We start from the raw sequence: 18,273 nt of genomic DNA, 5'->3' as shown, positions 1-18,273 counted from the left end.
TGCGCCAGTCAATTGCGGATTTCTTGCGCAAGGCATCAGCGGAATTGATCGACGAAGAAAGCCGCCGGAAGGCATCCATCCGGCGGCTTTCTGGTTCATCCGGCGTCTGGCGCCCGACCGATTATTTCCACTCGCGGATATCGACGAAGTGGCCGGCAATGGCGGCAGCGGCGGCCATGGCGGGCGACACGAGATGCGTGCGGCCCTTGAAACCCTGGCGACCTTCGAAGTTGCGGTTCGAGGTGGAGGCGCAACGTTCGCCCGGCTTCAGCCGGTCGTCGTTCATCGCAAGGCACATCGAGCAGCCCGGCTCGCGCCATTCGAAGCCGGCGTCGAGGAAGATCGTGTGCAGGCCTTCGGCTTCGGCCTGTTCCTTGACGATGCCTGAACCCGGCACGATCATGGCCGAAACGGTGGAGGCCACCTTGCGGCCTTCGACGACCTTGGCGGCGGCGCGCAGATCCTCGATACGTCCGTTCGTGCAGGAGCCGATGAAGACGCGGTCGATGGCAATGTCGGTGATCTTGGTGCCGGGCTTCAGGCCCATATAGTCGAGCGCACGCCATTTGGAGACGCGCTTGGTTTCTTCGGCAATCTCATCCGGGTTCGGCACGACGCCCTGCACGGAGATGACGTCCTCGGGCGAGGAGCCCCAGGAGACGATCGGCGGCAGCGCTGCGGCATCGAGAACAACAACGCGGTCGTAATGGGCGCCTTCGTCCGACTGCAGTGTCTTCCAGTATTCGACGGCCATGTCCCAGGCCTTGCCCTTCGGCGCGCGCGGCTTGTCCTTGATGTAATTGAAGGTCGTCTCGTCCGGCGCAATGAGGCCGGCGCGGGCGCCGCCTTCGATCGTCATGTTGCAGACCGTCATGCGGCCTTCCATCGACAGCGCGCGAATGGCTTCACCGGCAAATTCGATGACATGGCCGGTGCCGCCGGCAGTGCCGATTTCGCCGATGATGGCAAGAATGATGTCCTTGGCGGTCACGCCCGGTGGCAGCTGGCCGTCGACACGCACCAGCATGTTCTTTGCCTTCTTCTGCACCAGCGTCTGGGTTGCCAGCACATGCTCGACCTCGGACGTGCCGATGCCGTGCGCAAGCGCGCCGAAAGCGCCGTGCGTGGAGGTGTGGCTGTCACCGCAGACGATCGTCATGCCGGGCAGGGTAAAACCCTGTTCGGGGCCGACGATGTGGACGATGCCCTGGCGAACGTCCTTTTCCGAATAATATTCGATGCCGAAATCAGCAGCATTCTGGGCCAGCGCCTCCACCTGGATGCGGCTTTCCTCGTTCTTGATGCCGATATGGCGATCCGGCGTGGTGGGCACGTTGTGGTCGACCACGGCGAGCGTCTTTTCCGGTGCACGGACCTTGCGGTCGGCCAGGCGCAGGCCTTCGAAGGCCTGCGGGCTCGTCACCTCATGAACGAGGTGGCGATCGATGTAGAGAAGACAGGTGCCGGTCTCGTCGGTCGAAACGACGTGGTCGTCCCAGATCTTGTCATAGAGGGTACGGGGTGCGCTCATGGCTGCCATCCATTTGATGTAGAGAAGAGGGGGATTTGAAATCGGCAGCAGGCTGCCGGTTCGACGCGATCAGAGCGTGCGAAGTCGGCCGAAAAGGGCGCCGGAAATGCGCGCGAAAAAGCGTGCCGGCAGACGCTTGTGGTCCTGCAGCACATAAACATTCGTCGCGAGGCATCCGAATTTCGATCCCATGGAGGAGGATCTATCAGTTTTCCGCGCTTTCGGCAATTGCCAAAGCCTTCTGTGTCGCCGGGTGATTTGATCGGCCCGGCAATTGAAAATCGCGGCCGAAGACGAGATATGTGCCGGAGAGGTTAACAGGGCAGGAGAACCGAACGCATGTTCAGCGAGATTGACAGACTTGATGCCGTCCGGTCCGTCAACCCGGCATCCGTCGGATCGGCGCAGGAACTGCGCGTGCTGGCCGAACTTGCGCAACAGGTCTATGACGTGCCGCGCGCGGCCGTACACCTGCTGGATGACCATTGGCAGCTCAATGCCGTTCAGGTCGGGATCGAGCTGCCGGACTGCTCCCGCGACATCGCCATCTGCACCCGCGTGGTCACAAGTGGGCAGACGCTCGTGATCCCCGACATGCGGCAGGTGCCGGCCCTGTCGGACCTGCCTTTCGTCACTCAGGACCCGTTCCTGCGCTTCTATGCCGGTGCTCCCGTCGCGGTGGAGGATGGCCTGGTTGTCGGCAGCTTCTGCATCGTGGATACCGAGCCGCGATCCGCAGACACCGTGGATCGGCAAAGCCTGATCCGCTTTGCCGAGGTGGCCTCTGCGCTTCTGCGCCTGCAGCGCAACAATTTCAGGCTGTCGCTCTCCGAAAAGGATTGGCGCTATGCGGCCCTGACGGATCCGCTCACCCGTTTTTACAATCGCGCAGCGCTGCCGGCGCTGGTCGATCCCATGCTGGAGGCCCGTGCAACCGCAGCCTCCCTCTCCGGTGTGCTGTATCTGGATATGGACGGGTTCAAGTCCATCAACGATCGCTTTGGTCATCCGGTGGGCGACGAGGTGCTGTCCCAGGCAGCCGCGCGCATCCGAACCGCGCTTTCCCCGTCCGATATCGTGGTGCGCATGGGGGGAGACGAATTTGCCATCTTCATCGAGCAGGTGGCAAGCTGTCATGAGCTTGCGCTGCTGGCCGAGCGTCTTCTTGCCTTGTTCCGGTCGCCCTTCGTCATCGGACGAGAACAGCTGTCGGCCCGCTTGAGCATTGGCGGCGCGCTTTCCGGTGCCGGTCGCGCCGAAAGGGAGGCTCTGCTCCATTCCGTCGATCAGGCGCTTTACCGGGCCAAGGCAGCCGGGCGTGACTGCAGCATCATCCAGGATCTGCTCTAGGCACCACCCTGCGCGATCCTCCCGCGCATCCGACGTTCCATGCGCCGCAAGATCAGCGACAGGCCGATGGTCAGCGCAAGATAGAGATAGGCGAGGATCGAATAGGTTTCGAAGAAGCGGAAGGAACCGGAGGCGTAAACCTTGGCCATCTGGGTGATGTCGGCAACGCCCAGCACCGAGACCAGCGAAGAGTCCTTCACCATCGAGACGAAGTCGTTGGAGAGCGGCGGAAAGATCACCTTCAGCGCCTGTGGCATGACCACGAGGCGAAACCTTTGGAACCGTGAGAGGCCGAGCGCCTTCGCCGCCTCGATCTGCCCGCTATCGACCGACTGGATGCCGGCGCGAAAGATCTCCGCGATGAAGGAGCTGTAGCCGATGGTGAGCGCGATGACAGCGCGCGACAGAAGCGACAGGTCGCGCACGAGAAGACTTGGCAGGAAGCCCCGTTCGATGAGCGGTGCGGCACAAAAATTATAAGCGGCGACCAGTCCCGGTGCGCCGACGAAAGCGACATAGAACAAAAGCACGAGGATGGGAATGCCGCGGATGACTTCCACATAGAAGCGCGCACTCTGGCGCAGCACGCGGTTGCCGGACAGGCCGGCAAGCGCCACGCCAAGTCCAAGGGCTGCAGCAAGCCCGAAACTGACAAGGGCCACCCCGACCGTGATGCCGATGCCCTTGGCCACGATGAAAAACACCTGACCATAGAGGTCATTGGTGGCGATGACCACGGCAAAGCCCGCCATCATCAGCCCGAAGGCCACGATCCACCAGGGGAAATCCTCCGGTTCTCTCCCGCGCCGGGAAACGGCCATCCGGGCTTACTGCCCCATCTTGTAGTCGAGGAACCACTTCTTGTTGAGCGCGTCCAGCGTACCGTCCGCCTTGAGGGCGTCGATTGCCGCATCGACCGGTGCCACGAGGTCGGACCCCTTCTTGAAGATGAAGCCGAAATCCTCCGAGCCAAGCGGCCCGCCGACGAGCTTCAGGGTGCCCTTCGAGGCATCGACATAACCTTTTCCGGCGGTGCCATCCGTCAGCACCATGTCGACATCGCCGGCGCGCAGCGCCTGCACGGTGGCGCCGAAGGTTTCAAAAAGCTTGATGCGGGCGTTCTGCTCGTTGCCGTCCAGCACTTCGTAAACGGCCGTATAGAAGGGCGTCGTGCCAGGCTGCGCCCCGATCAGCGCATCGGGACTGGCGCCGAAGCTCTTGGCATCGGAAAAGCGGGTCTCATCGGCGCGCACCAGCATGAATTGCTGCGAGCGCATATAGGGCTTTGAAAAGTCGACCTTTTCCTTGCGGTCTTCCTTGATGGTGATGCCGGTCATGCCGATATCGTATTGACCGTCCGACACCGCCTGGATCATCGCATCCCAGGACGTGTTCTGGTAGCTGACCTTGGCGTTCAGCCGCTTGGCAATCTCGTTCATCGCATCATATTCCCAGCCGATTGCCGTACCGGTCTTCGGATCGGCGAACTGCAGCGGCGGATAGGCATTTTCCGTCACCACCACGATGGCGCGGCCCTTGAGGTCCGGCAGGTCGGCCGCCGGGGCAGGGGACGAGACAAGCGGCAGGAGAGACAGGGCGCAGAAGGCGGCAAGGGTGGTGCGGCGAGAAATCATCCGAGGCTCCTGATCATGTGGCCTGCCGATTGTCACGGAAATGCCGGGAATGGCAAGGGGGCGGGTATCGGGTGAAACCCGCCGGCGCGATCGCGGCCACACTCAGCCGCGCCGGCCCTGCAATGACATCCGTGCCAGGACGCGGCACGATACCGCCATCCTCCTGTCACGTTCATGGGTTTGATCGCCTTCTTCGCGTGCAGTAAGGGGGATATCATGCGCCTGGTTTTATCCGGTTTTTTCGTTTCGACGCTCTTGGCCGTCGCTGTGCCGGCGGCCGCTTCGGACATCTGCACCATTGTTGCCGACGCAAAATCCGGCGCGGTATTTCTGCGCGAAGGCCGTTGCGCAGAGCGCGTGACGCCTGCCTCTACCTTCAAGCTGCCGCTCAGCCTGATGGCATTTGATGCGGGCATTCTGAAAGACGAGCACACGCCGTCCTTTTCCTATCAGAAGGGGGATCCGGCTTGGGGTGGCGAGGCCTGGAAGCAGCCGACGGATGCGCAGCGCTGGCTCAAATATTCGGTTGTCTGGTTTTCACAGCGCCTTACGCAGCGCCTCGGGGCCGAGACGCTTCACCGCTATGCGCAAGGTTTTGGCTACGGTAATGCCGATTTTTCCGGAGACGCGGCCAAGAACAATGGCCTGGAACGCGCCTGGATCTCCTCATCCCTAAAAATTTCGCCGGACGAGCAGGTGGCGTTCCTCAACAAATTCGTCAACCGCACGCTTCCCGTCAGCCGCGAGGCCATGGAAATGACGGTGAAGGCGATGGAGCGGTTCGACCTCAAGGATGGTTGGGTGGCGCAGGGCAAGACCGGCATGGCCTATCCTCGCCTGGCCGATGGCAGCTTTGACCGAGCGCATCCCTGGGGCTGGTTCGTCGGCTGGGCGCAAAAGGGCGGCCGGACGGTGGTGTTTGCAAAGCTCGTGCAGGACGAGCGAAAGCTTGGCGGCTCTGCGAGCGCGCGTGCCCGCGATGCGCTCTTCGAAGCACTGCCGGCGCTCCTCGCCCGCAACTGAGCGCCGTTCAAATTGCCTCAAACAAAAAAGGCGACCCGCGAGGGCCGCCTTTTCGAAAGTATCAGGCGAGAAGCCTTATTCTGCAGAAGCTTCTGCAGCCTTTGCAGCTTCTGCTGCTTCGGCTTCAGCCTTGGCGGCTGCTTCTGCTGCTGCCTTTTCGGCGGCCAGTGCCTGTGCTGCTGCTACCTTTTCAGCTTCCAAACGTGCCTTTTCCTCGGCAGCGGCGGAGCGCTCGGATTCGTTCAGCTTGCGGGTACGCGTGTTGGTGTTTTCAACGATACGCGCCGACTTGCCGCGACGATCGCGCAGATAGTAGAGCTTGGCGCGACGGACCTTACCGCGGCGAACGACTTCGACGCTGTCGACCATCGGCGAATAGATCGGGAATACGCGCTCGACGCCTTCGCCGTAGGAGATCTTGCGAACGGTGAAGCTCTCGTTGATGCCGCCACCCGAACGGGCGATGCACACGCCTTCATAGGCCTGTACGCGGGTACGGTTGCCTTCGCGAACGGTCACGTTGACGCGCAGCGTGTCGCCCGGGGAGAATTCCGGAAGCTTGCGCTTGGCTTCGATCTTGGCAGCCTGTTCGGCTTCCAGCTGCTGAATGATGTTCATTGGTCAAACCTTCTCTTTTTCTCAAACAGCCAGAGCGCTCGACATCGGTTCCATTGGAGCTTACCTCCGGATCCGGCCCTTGGGCGGAGCGTATTCGCCATTCTTTGCTTGCTGGTCGACGGGATGAAAATCCCATGTCCGCGTGCGCCAATATACCAAACGGCGGCGCTTGTCACCCCGGCAGGTGCTGCAAAAGCCGGAAAAGATCACAGCCAGCGCACTTGCTGGCCGCCTTGGTCGGGGCTACTCACGATAAACGGGTTTGGGAGGACGCCGCGCAATGAGCCTTATCATGATCGGCCTGCTGTTTGTCGCAGGTTTCTTGTCCGGTGCGGTCAACGCCATTGCCGGCGGCGGCACGTTCCTGACCTTCGGGGCGCTGACGCTTGCCGGCCTGCCGCCGATTTCGGCCAATGCCACGTCGTCCATCGTGCAGTTTCCAGGCTATATCACCTCCACGCTTGCCTATCGGCGGGAGATCGCGCGCAATTGGCGCGGCGCGCTTGTGCTTTGCGTGGTTTCCATCGTCGGCGGCGCAGCCGGCGCGATCTTGCTTCTGGCGCTTGATAACCCGTCGTTTCGCGTATTGGTGCCGTGGCTGCTGGCAAGCGCCACCATCATGTTTGCCGCCGGTCCTTGGCTTAAGCCGAAAACATCCTCCGAACATCCAGTCAACACGCCGGCAAGCTTTTTGGGGCAGCTTGTCACCGCGATTTACGGCGGCTTCTTCGGAGCTGGCATGGGCATCATGATGCTCGCCGTGCTGGGCCTGACGGCCGGCGGCAGCTATCATCATCTGAATGCGCTCAAAAACCTGCTGGCCATGGTCATTGCCGCTGTTGCCATCGTCATCTTCGTCGGCGGGGGCGTTGTCGGCTGGCCGCAGGCGCTGGTCATGCTGCCGGCGGGGGCCGCCGGTGGTTATACCGGCGTGTGGCTGGCACGCCGGGTGCCGCAGATGGTGATGCGTCTTATCGTGGTGGCGGTTGGCGCGGCGCTGACAGTCTATTATTTCGTCAGCGGCTGAGCCGGTTTTTCAAGAAGATCCGGCCGGCGTTCGCGGGTCAGGGCAAGCGCCTGCTGATGGCGCCACTTTTCGATGGCGGCGTGATTGCCTGACGTCAGCACATCCGGGATCGGCTGTCCCTCGAACACCTGCGGGCGGGTGTAATGCGGATGTTCCAGCAGGCTCGTCTCAAAGCTCTCATGCGTGCCGGAGGCGGCATTGCCCATGACGCCGGGCAGGATGCGCACCACCGCATCGAGCAGCGTCAGTGCTGCCGGCTCGCCCCCGGAGAGGATATAGTCGCCAATCGAGACTTCCTCGAGTTCGCGGGCGTCGATGACCCGCTGGTCAACGCCTTCGAACCGGCCACAGACGATGACCACGCCATCGCCTTCTGCCAGTTCGCGCACGCGCGCCTGCGTCAGCGGGCGTCCGCGCGGGCTCATCAGCAGGCGCGGACGGCGGTCATCGGCGACGGAATCGATGGCGCGCGCCAGGATATCCGCCTTCAACACCATGCCGGCGCCGCCGCCGGCTGGCGTGTCATCGACGGTTCGATGCTTGTCCTCGGCAAAATCGCGGATCTGCACCGTGTCGAGCGTCCACTGGCCGCGCTCCATGGCCTTGGCAGAGAGCGAATGGCCGAGATGACCGGGAAACATGTCCGGATAGAGCGTGAGGATGGTGGCGCGAAATGACATGGGGTGCGCTTATTCCGGGTCGCGGTTCTTGTCCGCGCCCTTTTTGCCGGAACCCTTCTTGCCGCCGCCGTTCTTGCCACCCGAAGCCTGGGGTGGTTCATTGCCGCCATCCGGATCACTTTCGGCTGCCCGGCGCATCGCCTCGTCTTCGTCCGGGGTCTCGATCAGGCCGGCCGCCATGGGGTCGATGACGATACGGCCTTTGTCGAGATCGATTTCCAGAACGGCGGCTTCGGAAAAGGGAATGAGCGTCGGGCGACGGCCCGGCCCCTTCAGCTCCAGAAGGTCGCCGGCGCCGAAATCGAAGACGCCGCTCACCTTGCCGTAGCTTTTGCCCTCGCCATCGACGGCGTCGAGGCCTTCGAGGTCGGCATAGTAGAACTCGTCGTCGTCCAGTTCCTCGTCCGGCAGGTTGTCGCGGTCGATGAAGAGTTCAAGACCGTTCAGTTTCTCGGCAGTGTCACGGTCGTTGATGCCGCGGAACCGCACGATTACGACGGTCTTTGCTTCGCGCAGATCAAGAATCTCGAACACCCGGCCATCCATGCTGTGCAGATGGCCGTAATCGCCGAGCGCCAGGGGATCGGCCGTGAAGCTGCGCACCCGCACTTCGCCGCGCAGACCTTGCGGTGCGCCGATCGTCGCCATGAGGATAGGGTTTTCCAGCTTGGCCATGGGGCTCTCCCTTTGCGGTTCTGGCGTCCTTTTAAAGGGAGTTTGCCGCGTTGGAAACAGAAGAGGAGGGGAAACAGAAGAAGCGTAGGCGCAAACGGAAGACGGGCGGCATGTTGCCATGCCACCCGTCCGGATGCGCAAAAACGCGTCTCTTATTCTGCGGCGGCTTCGGCAGCGGCCGCTGCTGCGGCATCAGCCTTCTGCTTGCGCTCGGCAGCACGCTCGACAGCGCGCTTGCCCGGCTTTGCCTTTTCCGGGTTGCTGCGGGCAGCGCGTTCGGCAAGGCCGGCCTCTGCCATGAAGCGCAGAACGCGGTCGGTCGGCTGCGCGCCGTTGTCCAGCCAATGCTTCAGGCGCTCGGCGTTGAGCTCGATGCGCTTTTCATTGTCCTTGGCCAGCATCGGGTTCCAGGAGCCGACCTTTTCCAGGAAACGGCCGTCGCGCGGTGCGCGCGCGTCAGCAATGACGATCTGGTAGTAAGGGCGCTTCTTGGAGCCACCACGGGCGAGACGGATCTTCAGGGACATTTCATTACTCCTTGGGTCTTGGGTGAGGCCGTCGTCAGACGGTCTGTTTGGGTTCGCCGTGTTCAGCGGCAATGGCTTCATGGTGCCGGATGACTTCCGTGATGACGAAGTTCAAAAACTTCTCGGCGAAATCCGGGTCCAGATGAGCATCCTTGGCAAGCCTGCGCAGGCGTTCGATCTGGTATTCCTCGCGCGCCGGGTCGGCCGGCGGCAATTCGTATTGGGCTTTGAGGATGCCCACTTCCTTGGTGCAGCGAAAACGTTCCGCCAGCATGTGGATGAGGGCCGCGTCGATGTTGTCGATCGACTGGCGATACTGCCCCAGCTGCTGCTTCACCTTCGGATCAATCATGGCGTTCCGTCTCACTTCTTCTTCGGAAAACCGGGAAGGCCCGGCATGCCGCCGAGGCCCGGAAGTTTCGGTCCGCCAAGACCCGGAAGCCCGCCGCCGGGAAGGCCCGGCATCGAGCCCGGCTTGATGCCGGCGGCCTGCGCCTGCTTGGCAAGCGCCTCGAGCTGCTGTGGGTCGAGCTTGGAAAGATCGGGCATGCCGCCCATGCCGCCCATGCCACCGCCCAGACCACCAAGACCCATCTTGCCGGCAAGGCCACCCATCATCTGCTTCATCATGCCGCCCTTGCCCTTGCCGCCCATGGCTTTCATCATGTCGGCCATCTGGCGGTGCATTTTCAAAAGCTTGTTGATTTCAGCGGCATCCGTGCCGGAGCCTGCGGCGATGCGCTTCTTGCGGGAATGCTTCAGCATATCCGGGTTGGCGCGCTCGGCCTTGGTCATCGAGGAGATGATGGCGATCTGGCGGGCAAACATCTTGTCGTTCATGCCGGCAGCCGCCAGCTTGTCCTTCATGCCGCCCATGCCGGGCATCAGGCCCATGATGCCGCCCATGCCGCCCATGTTCTGCATCTGGCGCAACTGGTCGGCCAGGTCGTTAAGGTCGAACTTGCCCTTGGCCATCTTCTCGGCCATGGCGCGCGCCTTGTCGGCGTCGATGTTTTCCGCGGCCTTCTCGACGAGCGAAACGATGTCGCCCATGCCCAGAATGCGGTCTGCGATGCGGCGGGGATGAAACTCCTCCAGCTCCGACATCTTTTCGCCGACGCCGATCAGCTTGATCGGTTTGCCGGTCACGGCGCGCATGGAGAGCGCCGCGCCGCCACGGCCATCGCCGTCCATGCGGGTCAGAACGAGGCCGGTAATGCCGACGCGCTCGTCGAAGTTGCGCGCCAGATTGACGGCGTCCTGACCCGTCAGGCTGTCGGCGACCAGCAGGATTTCATGCGGATTGGCGCGGCGCTTGATCTCGGCCATTTCGGCCATCAGCGGCTCGTCGATATGCGTGCGGCCGGCGGTATCGAGGATGACGACGTCATGGCCGCCGAGCTTTGCGGCCTGCACGGCGCGAGCGGCAATCTCTGTCGGCAACTGGCCGGCAATGATCGGCAGCGTGTCGATGCCGGTCTGCTGCCCAAGCTGGCGCAGTTGCTCCTGGGCGGCCGGGCGGCGCGTATCGAGCGAGGCCATCAGGACCTTCTTGCGGTCCCGCTCGGTGAGGCGCTTGGCAATCTTGCCCGATGTCGTGGTCTTGCCCGAACCCTGCAAGCCGACCATCATCACGACGACCGGTGCCGGCGCATGAAGATCGATCGACACGCCTTCTGAGCCCAGCATCTCGACCAGCTCGTCATGGACGATCTTGACGACCATCTGGCCGGGCTTGATGGATTTCAGAACTTCCGCGCCAACAGCCTTTTCGCGGACGCGATCGGTAAAGGCGCGCACGACTTCCAGCGCCACGTCTGCTTCCAGCAGCGCACGGCGAACCTCGCGCAGAGCGGCGGACACATCCGCTTCGCTCAATGCGCCACGGCCGGTCAGTCCACTCAAGATGGAGCCAAGACGGTCCTGGAGGCTTTCGAACATCGTTTCATCCTTCTAGACGTTGCTGGATCTTCTGATCCGAAACGTCGGGTCTCGCCCGCCAAAAAACAAGACGCAAAGCCGGATAGCACCCGAGGGCGCAACGCGCTGTCGGATGTTGACCTCCGGGATCTCTTTATACCTGTGACGGGTCCCGGTCGGCGGCGAAAGGTCTTGAAGCTTTCGGCAGATCGGGCGGCATTAGCAGCATGAAGGCCGTAAAGTCAAGGCTTGACGTCGGTTCGATAGGGTTTTGGTGCTTTGTCGGTGTAGGGGGCCATGCTAGACTTGGGCATAGTGACACCTGCAGTGGAGGCCAAGCGCCGTGTCCCTTTATATTCGTGATCCGAAAGTGGATGCCCTTGCCGGCGAACTGATGCAACGTCTTGGCGCCAAGGGCAAGACGGAAGCAGTGCGCCATGCCTTGGAAAACGAGTTGAAGCGTACGCCGGAGGAGCTGCCTTTGCGCGAACGGGTCAAGGCAATACAGGATCGCGTGGTTGCCCGCCTGGGACCTGCATCGAAAGATTTTGACGAAAAGGCCTACATGGATGAAATGTGGGAGATCTGATGTATCTGGATGCCTCGGCTTCCGAACTCGATGTGCCCCTGCTCTTTGTCGGCAATGATTTTGTCCAGACGGATATCAAGCCTGCGTGAGCGTATCCCGGCGCGCAACCTTAATGGCGTGCGCGTTCTTGCCCGGCCTCTAGGGCATGCCTATACATTCCTGATGAAAAGACGCAATTTCCTGAAATGGACCGGTATCGGCGCCCTCTCATTCCTGGGAGGAGGGGTTACCGCGGGGAGAGCCATGGCCGCCAATCGCTATTATTCAGGCCCGCTCTCCGATCATTTCGATGGGACGCGCTTTTTCAATCCCGGCGGTGAACAGCCGAAAGGGTTTGCCAACCTGTTGCGATGGAAATTCAACGGCAAGAACGTCGCCTGGCCGCCTGCCTATCCGAGCGCCTTTGCCCCGGCGGTGCCGGAAAAGCGGCTCTCCGGAAACCGCCTGGCGGTGACCATGGTCGGTCATGCTTCGATGCTGATCCAGGTGGCCGGCCTCAACATCCTGACCGACCCCGTTTGGGCCGACCGCACGAGCCCCGTCAGCTTTGCCGGGCCGAAGCGCGTCAATCCGCCCGGAATCCGGCTGGAAGACCTGCCGCCCATCGATGTCGTGATCGTCACGCACAATCATTACGACCATCTCGACATCGACACGCTGAAGCGGATCCATGAGAAGCATCGGCCGCATTTCGTCACGCCGCTCGGCAATGATGCGATCTTTGCCTCGGCGCTGGATGATCCGCGCATAACGGTCATGGATTGGGGCCATAACGTCTATCTCGGCAAGAACGTTACCCTTCATTGCGAGCCGTGCCACCACTGGTCGGCCCGCGGCATCGGTGACAGGAGCATGGCGCTCTGGGCCGCCTTCGTCATCGAGACCTTGGCGGGAAAAATCTATCATATCGGCGATACCGGCTTTCACGACGGCATCAACTACCGGGCCGCCGGCAAAAAGTATGGCGACTTTCGCCTCGCCATCCTGCCGGTCGGTGCCTATGAGCCGCGCTGGTTCATGAAGGGGCAGCACCAGAACCCGGCAGAAGCCGTGGCCGGCATGCAGCTAGCCGGCGCCACCCATGCGGTGGGACATCACTGGGGCACGTTCAAGCTGACCGACGAAGGCATCGAGGAGCCGCTCGCTGCCCTGCGGGATGCACTCTCGGCCGCAAAGATCGAGCCGGAGCGTTTTCGCGCCTTGCGACCCGGCGAGGTTTTTGAGGTGCCTGAGGCCTGAGATCGGCGTCGGTTCCGTCAGACAGTGGCCACGAGAGAGTGTGAGGCGGTTCAGTTGCTGCGCTTGCGCCCGGCCATCACGATAGCCGCGCCGAGAATTGCAGAAGGTTCGCCCTTGGCCGTGGAGGATTGCACGAGGATCGCGCAGCCATCCTTCTTGGAGCGGCCCATGGTCTTGGCCGGCAGCGTGATCTTCAGCGAGGTGCCATCCCACATGCCGACCGTCTGCACGTCGTAGACGCTGTGCCAATATTCGATCTTGCGACCGCTGTTTTCACCGCGCATCACGTCGATCTGTTCCTGCTTGGTGAAATAGGCGACGACCACATCGGCGCGTCCCTGGCCGGCGCCAATGTCGATCTCGATTTCGTCATTGTTCATGCGGGCCGAAACCGGCACGGAAAGTCCCTGGCCGGCGGATTTAAGGCTGTCGAGCTTGCCGTTGATGGCGCCAAGGTCCGTGCCCTTGACGTGTTCCCGGCCGTTGATGATGGCTTGCGGCGTATAGACGCCGCTGCGCCCCATGGAATGGGCATAGCCATATTGTCGCTCGGTATTTTCCTTGGAACTCAGCGTGTCCGTCCAGCCGAGATAATTCCAGTAATCGACGTGGTAGGAGAGGGCTACCACGTCACCCTGTTCCACCAGCGTCTTCAGCGCGGCATCGGCGGGGGGACAGGAGGCGCAGCCCTGCGAGGTAAACAGTTCCACCACGCCCTTGGGCGCAAGCTGCGCGTCGCCGGCCAATGCTGCACCACCGCACATGCCGCCCGCCAGACCACCTGCCAGAAGCAGGGCGGTACGTTTGTTCAGCAGCATGGTCTTGGCCTTCTCAAGAAGCATTTTTCAAATCTTCATCGCGCAGCAAGGGGTGAGCGTTGCGGCAAACCTACTCGCGACACCCATCAACCGGAAGTCACAAGCGGGTGAGACGCCGGGATGCGTGAAACATGCTCATGAAAATGCCGCCGGACAAGATCCGGCGGCATCCTTGATGTCAAAAAGTCAAATCAGGCAGCGAGGTCGCGCAGAACGGTCTGCAGAATGCCGCCATTGTTCATGTAGATCACCTCGTCCAGCGTATCGATGCGGCAAAGGATCTTGATTTCCTTCACGGAACCGTCCGCATAGGTGATCTTGGCGGTCTTCCACTCGCGCGGCTTGATCTCGCCGTCGAGGCCCTCGATGGTGACGGTCTCGTCGCCCTTGAGGTCCAGGGTCTGCCAGTTGGTGCCCTCTTCGAAGACGAAGGGCACGACGCCCATGCCGACGAGGTTTGAGCGGTGAATACGCTCGAACGACTGGGCGATCACGGCGCGAACGCCGAGCAGGTTGGTGCCCTTGGCAGCCCAGTCACGCGAGGAACCGTTGCCGTATTCGACGCCGGCGAAGATGACCAGCGGCGTGCCCTCAGCCTTGTACTGCATGGCAGCGTCGTAGATCGACATCTCTTCCTTGGACGGATAATGGACGGTGTAGCCACCTTCCTTGCCGTTCGGGCCGAGCATGAAGTTGCGGATGCGGATATTGGCAAACGTGCCACGCATCATCACTTCATGGTTGCCGCGGCGCGTGCCGTACTGGTTGAAGTCGGCAACACCAACGCCATTGCCCATGAGGTAGGCGCCGGCCGGCGAAGCCGCCTTGATCGAGCCTGCCGGAGAGATGTGGTCGGTGGTGATCTTGTCGCCGAACAGGCCGAGGATGCGCGCACCTTCGATGTTCTTGACGCCCGAGCCGGCCTTGCCCATTCCGACGAAGTAAGGCGGGTTCTGCACATAGGTGGACTTGTCGTCCCAGGCATAGGTCTGGCCGTCCGGAACCTGCACGGCCTGCCAGTTGGCATCGCCCTTGAACACGTCTGCGTACTTCGTTTCGTAAAGTTCGCGGGTGACGTATTTCAGGATGAATTCCTGGATTTCGTGCGAGGTCGGCCAGATGTCCTTGAGGAAGACCGGGTTGCCGTCCTGATCGTTGCCGATCGGCTCCTTGGTCAGGTCCTTCTGGACGGTGCCGGCAAGCGCATAGGCGACGACGAGCGGCGGCGAAGCCAGGTAGTTGGCCTGGACGTCCGGCGAGATGCGGCCTTCGAAGTTACGGTTGCCCGAGAGCACGCCGGCGGTGATCAGGCCCTTGTCGTTGATCGTCTTGGAGATCGGCGCCGGCAGCGGACCGGAATTGCCGATGCAGGTGGTGCAACCGAAGCCGACCAGGTTGAAGCCCAACGCATCCAGCGAAGTCTGCAGGCCCGACTTGGCGAGGTATTCGCCAACGACCTGGGATCCCGGCGCCAGCGAGGTCTTGACCCAGGGAGCCGACTTCAGGCCCTTGGCAACCGCATTGCGGGCGAGAAGACCGGCGGCGATCAGAACGCTCGGGTTCGACGTGTTGGTGCACGACGTGATGGCGGCAATGGCCACATCGCCATGGCCGAGGTCGAAATCTTCACCTTCCACCGCATAGCGGTTGGAGAGCTGGCCGGGCTTCTTGTAGTCGTTCTCAAGAGCCGTTGCGAAGTTCGGCGCAATGGTTTCGAGCGGCAGACGGCCTTCCGGACGCTTCGGGCCGGCCATGGACGGCACGACGTCGCCGAGATCCAGTTCCAGCGTGTCGGTGAAAACGAGATTTGCGCCGTCGCCATCGCGCCACATGCCTTGAGCCTTCGAATAGGCTTCGACGAGCGCGATCCGGTCCGTGGTGCGGCCCGACATTGTGAGGTAGTTGATGGTTTCGCCATCGACCGGGAAGAAGCCGCAGGTTGCGCCGTATTCCGGGCCCATGTTGCCGATGGTGGCACGGTCGGCAAGCGACATCGAATCAAGGCCTGGGCCGAAGAATTCGACGAACTTGGAGACGACGCCCTTCTTGCGCAGCATCTGCACGACGGTAAGCACGAGGTCGGTCGCGGTCACGCCTTCCTTCACCTTGCCGGTCAGCTTGAAGCCGATGACTTCGGGCAGGAGCATGGATACCGGCTGGCCGAGCATGGCCGCTTCCGCTTCGATGCCGCCCACGCCCCAGCCCAGAACGCCGAGACCATTGATCATGGTCGTGTGGCTGTCGGTGCCGACGCAGGTATCCGGATAGGCGATGGTTTCCCCGTCTTCTTCCTTGGTCCAGACGGTCTGGCCGAGATATTCCAGATTGACCTGGTGACAGATGCCGGTGCCGGGAGGCACGACGCGGAAGTTCTTGAACGCCTGCTGGCCCCACTTCAGGAAGCGGTAACGCTCGCCATTGCGCTCGTATTCCAGCTCGACGTTCTTGGCAAAGGCCGTCGGCGTGCCGAATTCATCGACGATAACCGAGTGGTCGATGACGAGATCGACGGGAACGAGCGGGTTGATCTTTTCCGGATCGCCACCCAGCGACACCATGGCGTCGCGCATGGCGGCCAGGTCAACGACGGCAGGAACGCCGGTGAAGTCCTGCATCAGCACGCGGGCAGGACGGTAGGCGATTTCGTTTTCGACCTTGCCCTTGTTGTTGAGCCATGCGGCAACGGCCAGGATATGATCCTTGGTGACCGTCTGGCCGTCTTCGAAACGCAGCAGGTTTTCGAGCAGAACCTTCATCGAGAAGGGCAGGTTGGCAACGCCCGGCAAGCCATTGGCTTCCGCCTTCGGCAGGCTGTAATACACATAGTCCTTGCCATCGACGGTAAGAACCGACCGACAATTGAAGCTGTCGAGAGACTTTGACACGGAATAATCCCCGCTGATACTAGAGCCAACACGCGCGTGCGGACGCCTATGCACTTCATGCACATCAGGATGCGGGTGCGACCATTTCCGCTGTCCGCACGAGAAGATTTTGTCTTCAGGTCCGGCGCAAGATGAAAATCACGCCGGTCGCTGGCGTGGTTGCGAAGCTTATAGATAATTTCTAAGAAAGGTTCCAGACTGAGATCGGCCAGATCGGCAGATTTTTTTCATCGCCCGGCCTCAAACGGAAACAAGGCAAATCTCATGCGGCTGATTGCCGAAACTCTTGCGGCGCGTCGCGGCGAGGATCTTATTTTTTCAAACATATCCTTTGCCTTAGGGAGCGGCGAGGCCATGGTGCTGACCGGCCGCAACGGGTCTGGAAAGTCGACACTTCTGCGTGTTGTGGCGGGCCTTATCCGTCCGGCAAAGGGACGCGTGGACTGGGTCCGAAGCGGGGCAGGCGCGCTGCAACTTCCGGGCGAAGTCAGCCACTATCTCGGTCATCGCAACGCCATGAAACCCGAACTGACGGTGGCCGAAAACCTGGGTTTCTGGCGCGATTTCCTGGGCGACATGGCCGGCGGCGCCGGGCTTTCGGCGGAGGAAGCCGCCGAACGGGTCGAGCTTCCAGCACTTCTCGATCTGCCCTTCGGCTATCTGTCGGCCGGCCAGCAGCGGCGCATGGCCTTTGCCAAGCTTCTGGTGGCGCATCGGCCCGTCTGGTTGCTGGACGAGCCGACGGCCGCGCTTGATGCCGCAGCAGAAGCACTGTTTGCAAGGCTCATCCGGGCGCATCTGACGGCCGGCGGCCTCGTGATCGCCGCAACCCACCAGCCGCTGGATTTCGAGGCAACGCAGCGCCTGGAGATGAAGGGGTTTCAGTATGCGGAGATGGAGGAGGGGATATGATCGAGCGGGTCTCAACGTGTCTGTCCTCATTCGCCCCTCATCTGCCTGCCGGCATCTTCTCCCCGTCAAAACGGGGAGAAGAACACTTGCCGCAACGGCGGAATTCCCCCTCTCCCCGCTTGCGGGGAGAGGGTTGGGGTGAGGGGCAAGCCGAAGAATGGGCATCATCATGACCGCCCTTCTCCTGCGCGACCTCAAGCTCTCCATCCGCGCCGGTGGCGGTGCGCTGATCGGCGTCCTGTTCTTCATGACGGTGGTTGCCGTCATTCCCTTCGGCGTCGGTCCCGATCTCAATCTTCTGGCGCGCATCGGCCCCGCCATCGTCTGGATCGGGGCACTGCTGGCGGCCCTTCTCGGGCTTGATCGTCTGTTCCAGACCGAGCGGGAAGACGGGTCGCTCGATCTTCTGCTGATGCAGGAACATCCGCTGGTGCTGACGGTGCTGGTCAAATGCCTGGCGCACTGGCTGGCCAATGTGCTGCCGCTGGTGATTGCCTCACCGCTGCTCGGCCTGTTCATGAACATGAACGAGGTCGGCATCGGCGCGGTGATGCTGACGCTGCTTGTGGGTTCTCCGGCACTTACCTTTATCGGCGCTGTCGGCGCGGCGGTTGCCGTGACACTGCCGCGCGGCGGGCTTCTCGTCTCCATCCTGGTGCTGCCGCTCTGCGTGCCGGTGTTGATCTTTGGGGTCTCGGCATCCTATGCGGCGGTGGAAGATCCGGCACCCTTCCTGCCGCCCTTCCTGATTCTGGTCGCCATCACGATGTTTTTTGCCGTGCTCGGCCCGCTTGGGGCTGCGCTGGCGTTGCGCAATGGCGGGGATTGACTAGAATCAAGTCAGC

Annotated in this window: 19 protein-coding genes; 8 read left to right on the top strand and 11 right to left on the bottom strand. The window is 61.9% G+C overall.

What is annotated here, in order from left to right:
* Positions 1-121: 121 nt before the first annotated feature.
* On the bottom strand, positions 122-1,531 hold the full coding sequence (gene leuC, locus J2858_RS16500) for a 3-isopropylmalate dehydratase large subunit (protein ID WP_210105917.1): 1,410 nt from the start codon (positions 1,529-1,531) through the stop codon (positions 122-124).
* A 339-nt stretch (positions 1,532-1,870) separates the two neighbouring features.
* Between leuC and J2858_RS16495 the strand changes: the two genes are divergently transcribed.
* A complete protein-coding gene (locus J2858_RS16495; RefSeq protein WP_210105916.1) occupies positions 1,871-2,881 on the top strand; it encodes a GGDEF domain-containing protein in 1,011 nt (336 codons plus the stop codon).
* Here the strand turns inward: J2858_RS16495 and J2858_RS16490 are convergent.
* Together J2858_RS16490 and J2858_RS16485 are read right to left on the bottom strand one after the other, a co-directional pair.
* Positions 2,878-3,702, bottom strand: a complete 825-nt coding sequence (locus J2858_RS16490) for an amino acid ABC transporter permease (protein ID WP_210105915.1) — start codon at positions 3,700-3,702, stop codon at positions 2,878-2,880. The genes J2858_RS16495 and J2858_RS16490 overlap by 4 nt on opposite strands.
* Before the next feature lie 6 nt (positions 3,703-3,708).
* The gene (locus tag J2858_RS16485; protein ID WP_210105914.1) at positions 3,709-4,515 is read right to left on the bottom strand and encodes a transporter substrate-binding domain-containing protein; all 807 of its coding nucleotides are present in this window, start codon (positions 4,513-4,515) and stop codon (positions 3,709-3,711) included.
* A 216-nt stretch (positions 4,516-4,731) separates the two neighbouring features.
* Here J2858_RS16485 and blaOXA point away from each other — a divergent pair, with 216 nt between their 5' ends.
* A complete protein-coding gene (gene blaOXA / locus J2858_RS16480) occupies positions 4,732-5,538 on the top strand; it encodes a class D beta-lactamase (protein ID WP_210105913.1) in 807 nt (268 codons plus the stop codon).
* Positions 5,539-5,613: 75 nt separating this feature from the next.
* Here blaOXA and rplS read toward each other — a convergent pair whose 3' ends face one another.
* On the bottom strand, positions 5,614-6,156 hold the full coding sequence (gene rplS, locus J2858_RS16475; RefSeq protein WP_210105912.1) for a 50S ribosomal protein L19: 543 nt from the start codon (positions 6,154-6,156) through the stop codon (positions 5,614-5,616).
* A 280-nt stretch (positions 6,157-6,436) separates the two neighbouring features.
* On the opposite strand from rplS, the gene J2858_RS16470 reads away from it, so the two are divergent.
* Positions 6,437-7,183: a sulfite exporter TauE/SafE family protein gene (locus J2858_RS16470; protein WP_210105911.1), complete on the top strand. Its 747-nt coding sequence runs from the start codon at positions 6,437-6,439 to the stop codon at positions 7,181-7,183.
* Here the strand turns inward: J2858_RS16470 and trmD are convergent.
* The 5 genes from trmD to ffh all read right to left on the bottom strand — a co-directional run bounded on the left by trmD (position 7,165) and on the right by ffh (position 11,006).
* Entirely contained in the window at positions 7,165-7,863 is a 699-nt protein-coding gene (gene trmD, locus J2858_RS16465) for a tRNA (guanosine(37)-N1)-methyltransferase TrmD (RefSeq protein ID WP_210105910.1), read from the bottom strand. The genes J2858_RS16470 and trmD overlap by 19 nt on opposite strands.
* A 9-nt stretch (positions 7,864-7,872) precedes the next feature.
* The gene (gene rimM / locus J2858_RS16460) at positions 7,873-8,538 is read right to left on the bottom strand and encodes a ribosome maturation factor RimM (protein ID WP_210105909.1); all 666 of its coding nucleotides are present in this window, start codon (positions 8,536-8,538) and stop codon (positions 7,873-7,875) included.
* A gap of 152 nt (positions 8,539-8,690) precedes the next feature.
* The gene (gene rpsP / locus J2858_RS16455) at positions 8,691-9,065 is read right to left on the bottom strand and encodes a 30S ribosomal protein S16 (protein WP_210105908.1); all 375 of its coding nucleotides are present in this window, start codon (positions 9,063-9,065) and stop codon (positions 8,691-8,693) included.
* A 34-nt stretch (positions 9,066-9,099) separates the two neighbouring features.
* Positions 9,100-9,417 carry a chorismate mutase gene (locus J2858_RS16450; protein ID WP_210105907.1) on the bottom strand — a complete coding sequence of 106 codons (318 nt, stop codon included), beginning with the start codon at positions 9,415-9,417 and terminating at the stop codon, positions 9,100-9,102.
* 11 nt (positions 9,418-9,428) lie between these two features.
* Complete coding sequence (gene ffh, locus J2858_RS16445) at positions 9,429-11,006, bottom strand: signal recognition particle protein (protein WP_210105906.1); 1,578 nt, start codon at positions 11,004-11,006, stop codon at positions 9,429-9,431.
* 322 nt (positions 11,007-11,328) lie between these two features.
* Between ffh and J2858_RS16440 the strand changes: the two genes are divergently transcribed.
* The 3 genes from J2858_RS16440 (at position 11,329) to J2858_RS16430 (ending at position 12,813) form a co-directional block, all read left to right on the top strand.
* Positions 11,329-11,574 carry a type II toxin-antitoxin system VapB family antitoxin gene (locus J2858_RS16440; protein WP_210105905.1) on the top strand — a complete coding sequence of 82 codons (246 nt, stop codon included), beginning with the start codon at positions 11,329-11,331 and terminating at the stop codon, positions 11,572-11,574.
* Entirely contained in the window at positions 11,562-11,663 is a 102-nt protein-coding gene (locus J2858_RS16435) for a type II toxin-antitoxin system VapC family toxin (protein WP_210105904.1), read from the top strand. Before J2858_RS16440 ends, J2858_RS16435 begins: the two co-directional genes overlap by 13 nt.
* A 73-nt stretch (positions 11,664-11,736) precedes the next feature.
* Positions 11,737-12,813, top strand: coding sequence for an MBL fold metallo-hydrolase (locus J2858_RS16430; protein WP_210105903.1), 1,077 nt, complete (start codon positions 11,737-11,739; stop codon positions 12,811-12,813).
* Positions 12,814-12,863: 50 nt separating this feature from the next.
* Here the strand turns inward: J2858_RS16430 and J2858_RS16425 are convergent, their stop codons facing one another.
* Together J2858_RS16425 and acnA are read right to left on the bottom strand one after the other, a co-directional pair.
* Positions 12,864-13,577 (bottom strand): DUF1223 domain-containing protein, encoded by a 714-nt coding sequence (locus J2858_RS16425; RefSeq protein WP_245366487.1) that lies wholly within the window; start codon positions 13,575-13,577, stop codon positions 12,864-12,866.
* A 245-nt stretch (positions 13,578-13,822) separates the two neighbouring features.
* The gene (gene acnA, locus J2858_RS16420) at positions 13,823-16,516 is read right to left on the bottom strand and encodes an aconitate hydratase AcnA (RefSeq protein WP_210105902.1); all 2,694 of its coding nucleotides are present in this window, start codon (positions 16,514-16,516) and stop codon (positions 13,823-13,825) included.
* A gap of 264 nt (positions 16,517-16,780) precedes the next feature.
* On the opposite strand from acnA, the gene ccmA reads away from it, so the two are divergent.
* Both ccmA and ccmB read left to right on the top strand, forming a co-directional pair.
* Entirely contained in the window at positions 16,781-17,428 is a 648-nt protein-coding gene (gene ccmA, locus J2858_RS16415) for a heme ABC exporter ATP-binding protein CcmA (protein WP_210105901.1), read from the top strand.
* A gap of 169 nt (positions 17,429-17,597) precedes the next feature.
* Positions 17,598-18,257 carry a heme exporter protein CcmB gene (gene ccmB, locus J2858_RS16410; RefSeq protein ID WP_210105900.1) on the top strand — a complete coding sequence of 220 codons (660 nt, stop codon included), beginning with the start codon at positions 17,598-17,600 and terminating at the stop codon, positions 18,255-18,257.
* Positions 18,258-18,273: the final 16 nt, after the last annotated feature.

The organism is Neorhizobium galegae (assembly GCF_017877135.1).
Classification (GTDB): domain Bacteria; phylum Pseudomonadota; class Alphaproteobacteria; order Rhizobiales; family Rhizobiaceae; genus Neorhizobium; species Neorhizobium galegae_A.
This window is presented reverse-complemented; position numbering and strand designations above follow the sequence as displayed.

What these genes read in the sequence shown, in the direction of transcription:
- J2858_RS16470 (WP_210105911.1), top strand. Translation starts at nt 6,437, where the DNA reads ATGAGCCTTATCATGATCGGCCTGCTGTTTGTCGCAGGTTTCTTGTCC.
- rplS (WP_210105912.1), bottom strand. Translation starts at nt 6,156, where the DNA reads ATGAACATCATTCAGCAGCTGGAAGCCGAACAGGCTGCCAAGATCGAA.
- J2858_RS16430 (WP_210105903.1), top strand. Translation starts at nt 11,737, where the DNA reads ATGAAAAGACGCAATTTCCTGAAATGGACCGGTATCGGCGCCCTCTCA.
- J2858_RS16485 (WP_210105914.1), bottom strand. Translation starts at nt 4,515, where the DNA reads ATGATTTCTCGCCGCACCACCCTTGCCGCCTTCTGCGCCCTGTCTCTC.
- J2858_RS16490 (WP_210105915.1), bottom strand. Translation starts at nt 3,702, where the DNA reads ATGGCCGTTTCCCGGCGCGGGAGAGAACCGGAGGATTTCCCCTGGTGG.
- leuC (WP_210105917.1), bottom strand. Translation starts at nt 1,531, where the DNA reads ATGAGCGCACCCCGTACCCTCTATGACAAGATCTGGGACGACCACGTC.
- J2858_RS16495 (WP_210105916.1), top strand. Translation starts at nt 1,871, where the DNA reads ATGTTCAGCGAGATTGACAGACTTGATGCCGTCCGGTCCGTCAACCCG.
- rpsP (WP_210105908.1), bottom strand. Translation starts at nt 9,065, where the DNA reads ATGTCCCTGAAGATCCGTCTCGCCCGTGGTGGCTCCAAGAAGCGCCCT.
- rimM (WP_210105909.1), bottom strand. Translation starts at nt 8,538, where the DNA reads ATGGCCAAGCTGGAAAACCCTATCCTCATGGCGACGATCGGCGCACCG.
- ffh (WP_210105906.1), bottom strand. Translation starts at nt 11,006, where the DNA reads ATGTTCGAAAGCCTCCAGGACCGTCTTGGCTCCATCTTGAGTGGACTG.
- ccmA (WP_210105901.1), top strand. Translation starts at nt 16,781, where the DNA reads ATGCGGCTGATTGCCGAAACTCTTGCGGCGCGTCGCGGCGAGGATCTT.
- ccmB (WP_210105900.1), top strand. Translation starts at nt 17,598, where the DNA reads ATGACCGCCCTTCTCCTGCGCGACCTCAAGCTCTCCATCCGCGCCGGT.
- J2858_RS16450 (WP_210105907.1), bottom strand. Translation starts at nt 9,417, where the DNA reads ATGATTGATCCGAAGGTGAAGCAGCAGCTGGGGCAGTATCGCCAGTCG.
- J2858_RS16425 (WP_245366487.1), bottom strand. Translation starts at nt 13,577, where the DNA reads ATGTGCGGTGGTGCAGCATTGGCCGGCGACGCGCAGCTTGCGCCCAAG.
- trmD (WP_210105910.1), bottom strand. Translation starts at nt 7,863, where the DNA reads ATGTCATTTCGCGCCACCATCCTCACGCTCTATCCGGACATGTTTCCC.
- blaOXA (WP_210105913.1), top strand. Translation starts at nt 4,732, where the DNA reads ATGCGCCTGGTTTTATCCGGTTTTTTCGTTTCGACGCTCTTGGCCGTC.